This window comes from Amycolatopsis sp. NPDC098790 (assembly GCF_044759945.1).
Taxonomy (GTDB): Bacteria; Actinomycetota; Actinomycetes; order Mycobacteriales; family Pseudonocardiaceae; genus Amycolatopsis.
The window spans coordinates 1,429,051-1,441,111 of sequence record NZ_JBIWAI010000001.1; the positions used below are offsets into that span (position 1 = coordinate 1,429,051).

At 71.1% G+C, this 12,061-nt stretch carries 15 protein-coding genes; 10 read left to right on the top strand and 5 right to left on the bottom strand.

The features are described from left to right. The first annotated feature begins 2 nt into the window (after positions 1–2). The 5 genes from ACIQWX_RS07110 (at position 3) to ACIQWX_RS07130 (ending at position 3,841) form a co-directional block, all read left to right on the top strand. A complete protein-coding gene (locus ACIQWX_RS07110) occupies positions 3–761 on the top strand; it encodes an ESX secretion-associated protein EspG (RefSeq protein WP_400866741.1) in 759 nt (252 codons plus the stop codon). 133 nt (positions 762–894) lie between these two features. Then, entirely contained in the window at positions 895–1,206 is a 312-nt protein-coding gene (locus ACIQWX_RS07115; protein ID WP_364447879.1) for a hypothetical protein, read from the top strand. A 20-nt stretch (positions 1,207–1,226) separates the two neighbouring features. Beyond that, positions 1,227–2,366, top strand: a complete 1,140-nt coding sequence (locus tag ACIQWX_RS07120; protein ID WP_400866744.1) for a transglycosylase SLT domain-containing protein — start codon at positions 1,227–1,229, stop codon at positions 2,364–2,366. Positions 2,367–2,375: 9 nt separating this feature from the next. Beyond that, positions 2,376–3,548 (top strand): pyridoxal phosphate-dependent aminotransferase, encoded by a 1,173-nt coding sequence (locus tag ACIQWX_RS07125; RefSeq protein WP_400866746.1) that lies wholly within the window; start codon positions 2,376–2,378, stop codon positions 3,546–3,548. 101 nt (positions 3,549–3,649) lie between these two features. Then, positions 3,650–3,841 carry a hypothetical protein gene (locus tag ACIQWX_RS07130; RefSeq protein ID WP_400866748.1) on the top strand — a complete coding sequence of 64 codons (192 nt, stop codon included), beginning with the start codon at positions 3,650–3,652 and terminating at the stop codon, positions 3,839–3,841. A gap of 19 nt (positions 3,842–3,860) precedes the next feature. Here the strand turns inward: ACIQWX_RS07130 and ACIQWX_RS07135 are convergent, their stop codons facing one another. Further along, entirely contained in the window at positions 3,861–4,439 is a 579-nt protein-coding gene (locus ACIQWX_RS07135; protein ID WP_400866751.1) for an HAD family hydrolase, read from the bottom strand. Positions 4,440–4,456: 17 nt separating this feature from the next. Then, positions 4,457–5,479, bottom strand: coding sequence for a threonine aldolase family protein (locus ACIQWX_RS07140; RefSeq protein ID WP_400866753.1), 1,023 nt, complete (start codon positions 5,477–5,479; stop codon positions 4,457–4,459). A gap of 135 nt (positions 5,480–5,614) precedes the next feature. On the opposite strand from ACIQWX_RS07140, the gene ACIQWX_RS07145 reads away from it, so the two are divergent. The 4 genes from ACIQWX_RS07145 to ACIQWX_RS07160 are packed head-to-tail and all read left to right on the top strand — an operon-like array spanning position 5,615 to position 8,400. Then, positions 5,615–6,124, top strand: coding sequence for a SigE family RNA polymerase sigma factor (locus ACIQWX_RS07145; protein WP_400866756.1), 510 nt, complete (start codon positions 5,615–5,617; stop codon positions 6,122–6,124). Further along, positions 6,117–6,833, top strand: a complete 717-nt coding sequence (locus ACIQWX_RS07150; protein WP_400866759.1) for a hypothetical protein — start codon at positions 6,117–6,119, stop codon at positions 6,831–6,833. The genes ACIQWX_RS07145 and ACIQWX_RS07150 overlap by 8 nt, the downstream gene beginning before the upstream one ends. Before the next feature lie 34 nt (positions 6,834–6,867). After that, positions 6,868–7,464: a TetR/AcrR family transcriptional regulator gene (locus tag ACIQWX_RS07155; RefSeq protein WP_400866761.1), complete on the top strand. Its 597-nt coding sequence runs from the start codon at positions 6,868–6,870 to the stop codon at positions 7,462–7,464. Between the two features lie 18 nt (positions 7,465–7,482). Next, entirely contained in the window at positions 7,483–8,400 is a 918-nt protein-coding gene (locus ACIQWX_RS07160; RefSeq protein WP_400866764.1) for a LysR family transcriptional regulator, read from the top strand. 58 nt (positions 8,401–8,458) lie between these two features. Here ACIQWX_RS07160 and ACIQWX_RS07165 read toward each other — a convergent pair whose 3' ends face one another. From ACIQWX_RS07165 to ACIQWX_RS07175, 3 genes are read right to left on the bottom strand one after another with little or no spacing between them, the layout of a single operon-like run. Beyond that, positions 8,459–9,070 (bottom strand): NAD(P)-dependent oxidoreductase, encoded by a 612-nt coding sequence (locus tag ACIQWX_RS07165; protein ID WP_400866766.1) that lies wholly within the window; start codon positions 9,068–9,070, stop codon positions 8,459–8,461. Continuing rightward, a complete protein-coding gene (locus tag ACIQWX_RS07170) occupies positions 9,067–9,834 on the bottom strand; it encodes an inositol monophosphatase family protein (RefSeq protein ID WP_400866769.1) in 768 nt (255 codons plus the stop codon). Before ACIQWX_RS07170 ends, ACIQWX_RS07165 begins: the two co-directional genes overlap by 4 nt. 58 nt (positions 9,835–9,892) lie before the next feature. Then, complete coding sequence (locus ACIQWX_RS07175) at positions 9,893–10,603, bottom strand: FadR/GntR family transcriptional regulator (RefSeq protein ID WP_400866772.1); 711 nt, start codon at positions 10,601–10,603, stop codon at positions 9,893–9,895. Positions 10,604–10,762: 159 nt separating this feature from the next. On the opposite strand from ACIQWX_RS07175, the gene ACIQWX_RS07180 reads away from it, so the two are divergent. Further along, on the top strand, positions 10,763–12,061 hold the full coding sequence (locus tag ACIQWX_RS07180) for an ABC transporter substrate-binding protein (protein WP_400866774.1): 1,299 nt from the start codon (positions 10,763–10,765) through the stop codon (positions 12,059–12,061).

Consider the following 12,061-nt stretch of genomic DNA (forward strand, 5'->3'; position numbering starts at 1 on the left):
CCGTGTCGCTGGTGCTGTCCGCGCACGAGTTCGACGTGCTCTGGGAGTCGCTCGAACTACCCCGCCGCCACGTCGCGCTGGACGTGCCGAGCGAGGGAACCACCCACGCCGAACGGCGCGAGCTGGTGGACGCGGCGTGGGCGTCGCTGAGCGAGCGGCGCCTGGCCCGCAACCGCCGGGTGACCGGCGAGGTGGCCGACCAGCTGCACCTGCTGGCCCGCCCGCAGTACGGCATCGACGTCTGGGTGTGGGCCGAGCGCGAGATCCGCGGCCGCGCGGTGAGCGCCCGCGGCCAGGCGGTCCTCGCGGTGGTCGACCACGGCGAGGTCTGGCTCATCCCGGCGACCGAAGACGGCCTCGCGGAGACGGCGGTCTCGGTGGCGGGCGACCTCGGCCCGGGCATCGGCCAGACGGTGAGCATCCCGTACGACGTCCTCCGCTCGGCCGATTCGGCGGCGAAGGGCGACGCGAAGGCACTGGTCACGGCGTTGGAGGACCGCGGCGTCGAGCTGTTCCACGCGCAGGAGCTGTCGGGGATGCTGCTGGGCCAGGAGGCCCGCGGCCAGTTCGGCGCGGAACGCGTCGGCCGCGACGGCGTGGTCCACCGAGCAGGTCGCGTGGTGGCGTTCTTCGACACCGACGCCGGCCGGTACCTGTTCCAGGTGGTCTCGGACCGCGAAGGCCGCGAGTGGGCGACCGTGACCCCGGCGGACAACGCCCTGCTCGCGACCCGGATCCGCGAGCTGGTGGCGGAGGCCTGAGCCCCGCCGGGTGGAAGTTGCCCGGGATCCGCACGCGCGCCCCTCGGGAAGTCATAAAGTAAGCGCGGGAACCGTCCCGGTCATGACGACGTCTGATCGGGCGGATACGAGTTTCCGAAGGGGATGACGAACCGTGCCTGTCTACGACACCGAATCGATGGCCATCGCGGCCGGCCAGGTGGAGAAGCTGAAGGACGAGTTCGAGAAGTCCAAGCAGAAGGTCACCGGCCTGGACCACGAGAAGGAAAGCCCCTTCGGCGGCATGGACGAGACGGGTGACGCGCACGGCGCGGTCGGCAAGTTCAAGGACGGCGTGCACAGCCAGTTCGACGCCGCGGGCAAGCACATGGAGGCGCTGGGGTTCGCCATGCGCAAGGCCGCCGGGCTGATCGCCGAGACCGACCAGGTCGGTGCGAGCGACCTGACCCTCCACGTCGACAAGTGAACTGAGCAGGGGGCACGAGAGTGGGCTTGAACGGGGTCGGCGCCGGAACGCCGGACAATTGGGACGCTTTCCTCAAGAAGGTCCAGCAGGTCGAAAAGGTCGACCTGCAGAAAATCACCGACGCGGCGACGCAGTTCCGCGAGGCGGGCAAGAACGCGGGTGACCACAACGCGTCGCTGAAGACGTCCACCGATTCGCTGGACGCGAAAGTGTGGGCCGGTCCGGCCGCCGACCAGTTCTTCACCTACGTCCGCCAGGTCCGCGACGCCGGCACCAAGGTGCAGACCCACCTCGAAGACGTCGCCAAGGACCTCGACGACCTGCAGGCGAGCCTCGCGCAGATCAAGAAGAACGTCCAGGACAAGCAGGACGGCGCGGAAAAGGCGGTCAACGCCCGCAACGCGCAGGCCCAGGACGCGATGAACAAGGCGGACGCCCAAGCCGCGCAGCACCAGCAAGACCCCAACAAGCCGGCCCCCGCCCAGAGTTCCGCGGACATCAAGGCGAAGGCCGCGACCGACATCCACGACATCACCGCCGGTTTCGACGGCGACGTGACGGGGTTGCAGACCCAGGCCGACACGGCGATCAAGGCGTCGCAGAAGCTGATGTCCCAGCAGATCGAGGGCGGCTACGACCAGGTCCCGCTCCCGGCGAGCACCCCGGCGGCCCCGCAGAGCACCGGCGGCATCCACAGCAACGGCTCCTCCCACCACGGCGGCGGTGGCGGAGGAGGCGGCGGCGGAGGTGGCGGAGGCGGCGGCCTCGGCCCGAGCGGCGGCCCGCCGTCGTCGCCCCCGCCCGGCAACGTCCAGCAGTGGATCCAGGAGGCCATCAAGGCACTCCAGGCCGCCGGCGTGCCGGTGACCGAGGCCGACATCCCGAACATCTGGGCGATCATCCAGCACGAGTCGGGCGGGAATCCCAACGCCATCAACAACTGGGACTCCAATGCTGCCGCGGGGCACCCGTCCAAGGGGCTCATGCAGTGCATCGACTCGACGTTCAACGCCCACAAGCTGCCCGGCCACGACAACATCTACAACCCGGTCGACAACATCATCGCGGGTGTCCGGTACTCCTACGACCGCTACGGCGGCCTCGACAACGTGCCCGGCATCAAGGCCATGGCCCACGGAGGTGCCTACCGGGGCTACTAGCCTGGCCCCATGGCCGACCTCGAGGCGGGTCCCGCGCTGCGGGCCGGTGTGCCGCCCTTCCACGTCATGGACGTCCTCTCCGCGGCGGGGGCCCGGCAGCGCAGCCACGGCGATCTCGTGTCGCTCGCCGCCGGGCAGCCCTCCGCTCCCGCTCCGAAGCCCGTGCTCGAAGCCGCGCAGAAGGCCCTCCAAGACAGCACCCTCGGCTACACCGAACAGCTCGGCGTCCCCGAGCTGCGCGAGGCCGTCGCCGGGCACTACCAGCGGAAGTACCGCCTCGACGTCAGCGCGCGGGACGTCGTCATGACCACCGGGTCGTCCGGCGGGTTCCTGCTCGCCTTCCTCAGCGCCTTCGACCCCGGTGCCAAGGTCGCGATGGCCCGGCCCGGCTACCCCGCCTACCGGAACCTGCTGTCCGTCCTCGGCTGCGAGGTCGTCGAGTTCGCGACCACCGCCGAGACGAACTTCCAGCCGACCGTTGAACTGCTGGACCAGCTCGGCCCGATCGACGGCCTGATCGTCGCCAGCCCGAGCAACCCGACCGGGACCGTCCTGCCGCCCGGCGAGCTCGCCGCCATCACCGGCTGGTGCTCGTCGCACGGCGTTCAGCTGATCAGCGACGAGATCTACCACGGCATCTCCTACGGCGCCGGGCTCGACTGCGCGTGGCAGTACGGGCGCGAGCCGCTCGTGCTCGGGAGCTTCTCGAAGTACTTCGCGATGACCGGCTGGCGGCTCGGCTGGATGCTCGTGCCGCAGCGGCTGCACCGCGCCGTCGACGTCCTGACCGGGAACTTCACCATCTGCCCGCCCGCGGTTTCGCAGTACGCCGCGCTCGCGGCCTTCACGCCGGAGGCGTACGCGGAGGCCGACGCGCACGTCGAGCACTACCGCGCCAACCGCGACCGGCTCTTCGCGGGGCTCAAGGGCATCGGCCTGGACAAGCTCGCCCCGGCCGACGGCGCCTTCTACGCGTACGCCGACGTCAGCGCGTACACCGAGGACAGCCTGAGCTGGTGCCAGCGGCTGCTCGCCGACACGGGCCTCGCCATCACGCCCGGCGTCGACTTCGACCCGGTCGACGGCGGCAAGTACGTCCGGTTCTCCTTCGCCGGCAGCGCGGCCGACATCGACGAAGGCGTCCGGCGGCTCGGGGGGTGGCTGCGCCAGGGGGAACCCTGATTCATCCCTGAACGTTGGCTCGACGAGGGGAGTTTCCCCGGCCGAGGTGCCACAGTGGAGGCATCGGGCCGGTGAGGCCACGGGAGCAATCGGAGGAAGCCATGTTCTGGAAGATCGTCGGCGGCCTGATCGTCGCCTGGGTGGCGTTCATGGTGCTGGGCGCCGTGATCGGCTTCGTGTTCAAGGCCGTCCTGTGGATCGCCATCATCGGCGGCATCGCCTTCCTCGGCGCGGCCGGCTACAAGGCCATCAGCGGCGGCCGCAAGGACCCGCGCCGCATCAACCGCTACTGACCGGCGGGCCGGGCGTGGCTCACTCGAGCCACGCCTTCGCCGCGTCGGCGCCGTTCCAGACCTCGGCCTTGAGCCCGACCGCGCGTGCTCCGTCCACATTGGACGGCCGGTCGTCGAAGAACAGGCAGTCGGCCGGTTCCGCGCCTAGCTCGTCGAGCAGGAGGCGGAAGATCTTCGCGTCCGGCTTCACGCACCGGACGTCGCCCGAGAACACCATCACGTGGAAGTGGCGCGCCCAGTCCTGCGCGCGGGCCCACTCGCCGAACACCACCGGCGCGTTCGAGAGCAGCGCCAGGTTCGCGCCCGCCTCGGCCAGCGCGTCGAGCAGTGCCGCGGAGGACGGCTCGAGGTGACCCCAGCCCTCGATGTCGACGCGCGTCAGCTCGGCCGACAGCTCTTCGCCGACGGACACGCCCAGCGCGTCGCCGACCGTCTGCCAGTACTCGAGCGGCGTGCTCCCGGCGTCGTACGGGATCCGGTAGTCCCAGTACGCCTTCTCGAACTCCGGCAGCGGCACGCCCATGCGCGCGGCCAGGTCCGGGCGGGCCAGGCTCGGCTTGCTCAGCACGTCGCCGTAGTCGAACACGATCCAGTTCACGGTTGCCCCCAGTTGAGTCAAGCGCCGGTCTTGATCCGGCGCAAAGCTTCTTCGACGTCGGCCGCGCTCAGGTCCCGGTGCGTGACGAACCGGACCCGGCCCGCCATCGGCACCGCGCGGATGCCGAGCGAGTCGAGCCAGGCGAGCGCGGTCGGGATGTCCGGGACGTCGGCGAGGACGATGTTGGTGTCCGGCTCGTTCGTCGGCCAGCCGTGCTCGCGCAGGCCCTCGGCCAGGCGCCGCGCGTTCTCGTGCGACTCGGCCAGCTCGGGGATCCGGTCGAGCGCGACCAGGCAGGCCGCGGCGAGGACACCGCCCTGCCGGACGCCGCCGCCGAGCATCTGCCGCATCCGGCGCGCCCGCTCGACGAACGCGACGCTGCCCGCGACGACCGAACCGACCGGCGCGCCCAAGCCCTTGCTGAAGCAGGCCGACACGCTGTCGACGCCGACCGTCAGCGCGGCGGGCGGCACCTCCAGCGCGACCGCGGCCTGCCAGAGGCGGGCGCCGTCGAGGTGCACGGTCAGGCCGGCTTCCTTCGCGACGGACAGCAGCTGGGCGTGCTCATCGGGCGGGGTCACCGCGCCGCCCGCCGCGTTGTGGGTGTTCTCGAGGCAGAGCAGCGATGTCCGTAATGTGAAGTACGGCCCGGGTTGTCCGATCGCGGCCGCGAGGGCGTCGGGCGATGGGCGGCCCGGGCCGCCGTCGTGTTCCAGGATGTCCGGCATGCCGCCGGCCAGCCACGCCGCCGAGCCCAGCTCGTTGGACAGGACGTGCGCGCCCCGCGTGGCCAGGAACCGGTCGCCGCGCTGCAGGTGGAGGCTCAGCGCGACGAGGTTCGCCATCGTCCCACTCGGTACCCACAGGGCGGCCGGCATGCCCAGGACGTGCGCGGCGCGTTCCTCCAGCGCCTGGATGGTCGGGTCGCGTTCGAGGACGTTGTCCCCGACCTCGGCGGACGCCATGGCCGCGCGCATCGTGTCATCCGGACGGGTGACGGTGTCGGAACGGAAGTCCAGCGGCGGCAGCGTGAAGGTCACGGAGCGATCACATCACATCAACCGGATGAGGATCAATGAGGCCTCGGGTGGTCGAACCCACTCGGTCCGTGCAACCGTGGACGCCCCTGATTCCGTCCTACCCACCGACGACAACAGAGCGGAGCACGACTGCGCGTGGACCAGCGCGACGAGGAGGAGTTCGCGGAGTACTTCGCCGCCAGGCGGGACGCCGTGCGCCGGACCGCGTACATGCTCTGCGGCGACTGGCACCGGGCGGACGACCTCGCGCAGACGGCGTTCGTCGCGCTGCACCGGAGGTGGAAGAAGATCAGGGATCCCGCGGCGACCGACGCGTACGTCCGCACGACGCTCGTCCGGGCGTCGATCGACGAATCGCGGCGTCCGTGGCGGCGTGAGTGGCAGACCGAGACGCTGCCCGAGCCCGCCGACGACACGCCCGGCCTCGACGACCTCGTCGCGACCAGGGAGGACCTGCTCGCGGCGTTGAAGGAAGTGCCGCCCAAGCAGCGGGCGGTGCTGGTCATGCGGTTCTTCGAAGGACTCGACGTGACCGGCGCGGCGAAGGCGCTGGGCTGCAGCGAAGGCAACGTGAAGAGCCAGACCGCGCGCGGGCTGGCGAACCTCAGGCAGGTCCTCGAGAGGGAGGTGGAGACCAATGGATGAGCAGGAGCTGCGGTCGTTGTTCTCCGCCGCGCCGGGCGACGCGCCCACGCCGGGCTTCACGCAGGACGACGTCGTCCGCGAATCCCGCCGCCAGACCGTGCGGCGCCGGAACCGGATCACCACCGGGGTGAGCGCCGCGGCGCTGGTCGTCGTCGGCTTCGGCGCATACGGACTGCTTTCCGGGGGTACTCCCGAGTCGATGACGACCGCGGACAACGGCGTGGTGTCGTCGCAATCCGGGCCGGGATCGGGGCAACCCGGGATCAGCCCGGCACGTCCTGAGATCGGTGGGGAGTCACCGAACTTCTCGTCCGAACCACCTCGGCAGGGAGGTGACCAGGGCGGGAAGACCGGCCAGCTGGCCGAAGGCGCCTCCGGGTGCGAAGAGGTGGACGGGGAGCTCGCCATTGCCCTCGCTGGCGAGCTCCCCGGCCACGTCGCCGGTACCCCGGCCGTGCCGGGCGGCGCCTGTTCGACGGCGGCGCGCTCCGCCGGGTTCCCGGTCCCGGGCGGTGAGGTCGCCGCGGCGGTGTACCCGAAGGGCCTCCCCGTGGTCTTCAAGTCCCAGCCCGCCGGCACGGTGACGGCCGAGGTCGCGACGGCGTCCGGTGGGAAATTGGTGCTGGTCAGCGTGCCTGCTTCGGGTGCGGCGGCGCCGTACGCGGGGCAGGTGGCGGCGTTCGCGCACGATCTCGCGGCCCGCTTCTGAGCCCCGGTTCGCCCGGTTGGCAGAATGACCGGTCATGACCGCTGCGACCACCCCGAAGGGGGAACGACGGCGCGCCGCGCTCGTCGAGGCCGCCGCGAAGCTGCTCGTCGAGGGCGGGTTCGACGCCGTCCGGCACCGGGCGGTCGCCGAGCGCGCGGGGCTGCCGCTCGCCTCGACGACGTACTACTTCGACTCGCTGGAAGACCTGGTCGCGGCGGCCGTCGAGCACCACGGGCACGGCGAGCTGGAGACCGGCCGCCGCCGGCTGGAGGAGCTGGCGACGCGCAACCGGGGCGTCCAGGCCACCGTCGAGCTGGTGCTGGAGATGCTGCTGGGGCCGGAGACCGACGACCCGGAAGCGGACGCGGAGGCGGTGCTGCTGCGGTACGAGCGGCTGGTCGCGACCGGCCGGCGTCCGTACCTGCGGCCGTTGATGCGGACGTTGTCGGCGCAGCTCGACGAGCTGCTGACGGAGATCTTCGCCCGCTCGGGCACGCCGGTTTCCGCCGCCGAGCTCGAACGGCTGATCGCCCTGGTCGACGGCGCGGTCGTCAACGCGCTGATCGCGGTCGACCCGGCCCCGCGCGCGGCGGCGTCACGCATGCTCCAGAACGCACTCGAAGGCACCTGATTCGTTACTGTCGTGCAGGTGGACTTGAACCTGCTGACGGCGTTGGACGCGTTGCTGGAAGAGAACTCCGTGCAGGCGGCGGCCGACCGGCTGCACCTCACCCCGCCGGCGATGAGCCGCACGCTGGCCCGGATCCGGGCGACGACCGGCGACGACATCCTGGTGCGCACCGGCCGCACGATGACCCCGACCCCACGCGCGCTGGCGATGCGCGACGAGGTCCGGACGCTGGTGGCCCGCGCGAACCGGGTGCTGGCCCCGGCCCGCACGGTCGACCCGGCGACGCTGCGGCGCACGTTCACCATCCAGGGCCACGACGCGCTGCTGGCGGCGCTGTTCCCGGCGTTGCTGCGGACGGCGTCGGCCGAGGCACCGGGAATCGGGCTGCGGTTGCTGGCGGAGGCCCCGGTGGACACGCCGGATTTGGCGCGTGGCCACGTCGACCTGGAGGTGGGGGCGACGGTGTCGGGCTCGCCCGAGATCAGCCACCTCGTGGTGGGTGAGGACCGGCTGGCGGTGGTGTCGCGGTCCGGCGTGCGGTTGGACGTCGAGGAGTTCGCGGCGGCGGAGCACGTGATCGTGTCGCGCCGGGGGCGGTTGCGCGACGGGGTGGACAAGGCGCTGGCGGAGCTCGGGTTGCGTCGCCGGGTGGTGGCGGCGTTGCCGACGGCGGCGCTGGCGTTGCAGGCGATCGCGCACAGCGACGTGGTGGGGGTGCTGGCGGTCCGCGCGACGGCGCCGGCGCGGGCGGACTTGGGGTTGACGGCAACAGAGCCGCCGATCGAGCTGCCGGGGGCGCCGGTGGTGGTGAGCTGGCACAGCCGGTACGACACGGACCCGGCGCACGAGTGGCTGCGAGGCCATTGCCGCACGGCGCTGGCGGAGGTCTTGGAGGGGGACGGAGCCGCGGAGTCCGCCCCCGCCCGGATGACGTGAATGACTCATTCATGTCGTCTGGCGACATGAATGACTCATTCATGTCGTTTGGTGAGCGTCACTTGGGCAGGGCCACCAGGACCTCGCCGCGGGGGCCGTTCTCGGCCGCGTCGAGCATGGCCGCCGCCACCGTTGCGTGCGTGACCGAGGCCGGGAACCACCGCCGCGGCACGTCGGCGAGTCCCACCGCTCGGCGCGTCGGGCTCACCGGGCCCGTCTTCATCGGGCCCACCTGGACCACCGTGCCGCCCATGCCGAGGATCGCCGCGTCCGCCGCGACCTTGTCCGGCAGTTCCTCCTTCATGAACTGCGAGAGCAACGTCCGGGTCAGCCAGCCCGCCGCGGACGCCGACGGGCCCGTCCCGAACGCCCCCACCGACACCACCCGCGACGGTCCCGCCGCCACCACCGCCCGCGCCCCCGCCGCCAGCACGCCCGGTGGGTCACCCTTCCGCAACCCCAAGGCGTCCAGCACGATCTCGTTGCCGCGCAACGCATCCGCGATCCCGGCGCCGTCGAACACGTCAGCCGCCACCGTGAGCAGCCCGTCCTCAGGAGGAAGCGACGGGCGCCGGCTGATCGCCACCACCGAATGCCCACGGGAAAGCGCTTGCCGCACCAGTTCGCTGCCCACCGCGCCCGACGCGCCGAGCACCGCCACCCGGCTCACGCGAGCACCTCGAGCGCCGCGGCGTGCAGACCCGGTGCCGCGACGAGGATGTCGGCGGAGTTGACGTCCCAAGTCCCGCCCGACAGGTCCGAAACCACCGCGCCCGCCTCGAGCGCCAGCAGCGAACCGGCCGCGGAGCCCGGCAGGTCGGGTTCGTACTGCCAGAACACGTCGTACTGCCCGGCGGCGAGGCCGAGCAACGGGAACGTCGTCGGGATCGTGTTGCGCACCAGCAACGCCTTCGAAGCCATTGCTGCCCAAGCATTCGCGAACCGCGCGTAGACCGCCGGGAAGCTGCCCGCCTGGCTCGCCGTCACCGCCGCGGCCGACAACTCGGTCTTCGCCGAGACGTGCAACCGCTGTCCATTGAGGAACGCGCCCTGCCCGCGTGCGGCGGTGTAGGTCAGGTCGCCGATCGGCTGGCGGACGACCGTCAGCTCCGGCTGCCCGTCCGTGATCAGCGTGATCGTCACCGCCCACTCCGGCAGGCCGTGCACGTGGTTGACCGCGCCCTCGGTGCCGTCGACCACCCACCACCGCCCGGCCGGCACCTCCCGGCCGCTCTCGTCTTCGTCCCACCAGCCCACGCCGTCGACGCCGTCGAGCGCCGAGCGCACCACCGAAGTCGAGGTCGCTTCGAGGCGAGTGCCGAGCGCGTACATCGCCTCCCGGTCCGGCGGGCGGCTCGCCGGGTCGAAGGAATCCAGCAACGCCTGTCCGGCCTTCGAGGCCGCGGCAACCATCGTGTCCAGAACGTCGGTCATGAACCCATTACGACACGACCGGCGACCTGATTCAAATGCAACTTTGTTACTCGACGAGTTACCCTCGTGCAGGCTTCCGCTGAGCCTTCTCCAGGTCGTCGCGGGACTTCGTGACGAGCGCGAGCATCGCCTGCTCGGCCGCCGTCGGGTCGCCGGCGACGATCGCGTCGAACACCTTCCGGTGGCTCGGCACCGGGTCTTCCGCCGCCGACGCGCCGTGCACGAGCTTGTCGCGCTCGGCGAGCCCGATCGCGATGATCCGTTCCATCCGCATCAGGAAGTTGTTGTGGGTGGCGGTCATCAGCCGCCGGTGGAAGGCCAGGTCGGCCTGGACGCTCGCCTCGGCGTCGTCGCCCGCCGCGGCCATGTCGGCCAGCGCCTCCCGCAGCGACTCGACGTCCTCGTCGGACGCCCGCTCGGCCGCGATCCGCGCCGCCGCCGGCTCGACGACCGCGCGAACCTCGGTCAGCTCGTCGAGCAGGCCCGGGTCGTCGGCGGCCGCGGTCTGCCAGCGCATGACGTCGGCGTCGAGCATGTTCCACTTCTCGCGCGGCTGGACGAACGTGCCGCGCTTCTGCCGCGCGTCGATCATCCCCTTCGCGGCCAGCACCTTCAGCGCCTCGCGCAGCGCGGTCAGGCTGATGTCGAGCTCTTCACGCAGCGCGGGCAGGTCCAGGACGGTGCCCTCGCCCCACTCGTCGGAGAGGATCCGGCTGGCCAGTGCCTCCACGGTCTGGCCGTGCAGCCCGCGTGGCCGGTGTTCGGTCAATGGAGGGCCTCTCAGCTGGCAGGTCGGGATCGGAGACATCCTACGCTGCCCACTAAGTCGTCATAAATTATGAATACATCTTGACACCGGCGTCGCCCGGTTGCACTCTTTGGCAGCAAGTCACGCCCTAGCGGGCGCCACCGACAAAGGGGTCACGACATGACGAGTGCAGGCCTGTCCCGCCGTCGTTTCCTGCGCAACGCGAGCCTCGCCGGGCTGGGCGCCGTCGGCTCGGGCAGCTTCCTCGCCGCCTGCGCCACCTCCGCGAACTCCGGCCCGGTCAAGCAGGCCGCCGGCGCGGTCACCGTCCAGTCGAACCTGTCCTCGCCCGAGGCGAAGAAGGCGATCGAAGCGCTGGCCAAGGCGTTCGGCGACAAGGGCGGCGCGACGGCGACCGTCAACACCGTCGCGTCGGAGACCTTCCGCACCCAGCTGCCCAGCTACCTGACCGCGGCCACCCCGCCGGACACCTTCACGTGGTACCCGGGTTCGCTGCTGTCCGGCTACGCGCGCAAGGGCCTGCTCCTCGACGTCGGCGACGTCTGGCAGACCATGGGCGACTACAGCGCCGCGTTCCGCGCGCTCTCCGGCGACGGCGCCGGCCACCAGGTCTTCATCCCGACGTCCTACTACTGGTGGGGCTTCTTCTACCGCAAGTCCAACTTCGCCAAGTGGGGCGTCCAGCCGCCGACGAACTGGACCGAGTTCCTCGCGCTCTGCGAAACGTTGAAGGGCAGGGGAATCTCGCCGATCGGGCTCGGCGCCGGCGGCAACACGCCGTGGACGGCGTCGGCCTGGTTCGACTACCTCAACATCCGGATCAACGGCGCGCCCTTCCACCGCGAACTCCTCGCCGGCAAGCAGCGCTTCGACGACCCGCACGTCAAGAAGATCTTCGACCCGTGGCGCCAAGCCCTGCCGTACTTCGACCCCAACGGCACCGCGATCGCGTTCCAGGACGCCACGACCGTGCTGCTGCAGGGCCGCACCGGCATGGTCCTGACCGGCACGTTCTTCGCCGACGCCGCCCCGAAAGACGCGCTCGACGACCTCGACTTCTTCCAGTTCCCGATCCTCGACCCGGCCGTGCCGGTGGCCGAGGAGGGCCCGACCGACGGCTTCTTCGCCAGCGCGCGCACCCCGCACGTCGCCGAGGTCAAGGAGTGGTTCAAGTACGTCGCGACGGCCGAAGCGCAGGAGCTGTACATCAAGAACTCCTCCGGCACGGTGTTGCCGACCAACCCTTCCGCGAAGGACAACGGCACCCCGCTGGTCCAAAAGGGACGCAAGATGCTCGCGGACGCCAAGGAGATCACGCAGTTCTTCAACCGCGACTCCTCTGACGCACTGCAGCCGACCGCCGACGCCGCGCTGATCCGGTTCATCCAGAAGCCCAACGAGCTGGACTCGATCCTGAGCGACTGGCAGACCGCCGCGCAGAAGGTCTGGCAGTCCTGA

Coding starts and splice junctions, on each gene's coding strand:
- ACIQWX_RS07180 (WP_400866774.1), top strand. CDS start 10,763: ATGACGAGTGCAGGCCTGTCCCGCCGTCGTTTCCTGCGCAACGCGAGC.
- ACIQWX_RS07155 (WP_400866761.1), top strand. CDS start 6,868: ATGACCGCTGCGACCACCCCGAAGGGGGAACGACGGCGCGCCGCGCTC.
- ACIQWX_RS07125 (WP_400866746.1), top strand. CDS start 2,376: ATGGCCGACCTCGAGGCGGGTCCCGCGCTGCGGGCCGGTGTGCCGCCC.
- ACIQWX_RS07150 (WP_400866759.1), top strand. CDS start 6,117: ATGGATGAGCAGGAGCTGCGGTCGTTGTTCTCCGCCGCGCCGGGCGAC.
- ACIQWX_RS07130 (WP_400866748.1), top strand. CDS start 3,650: ATGTTCTGGAAGATCGTCGGCGGCCTGATCGTCGCCTGGGTGGCGTTC.
- ACIQWX_RS07170 (WP_400866769.1), bottom strand. CDS start 9,834: ATGACCGACGTTCTGGACACGATGGTTGCCGCGGCCTCGAAGGCCGGA.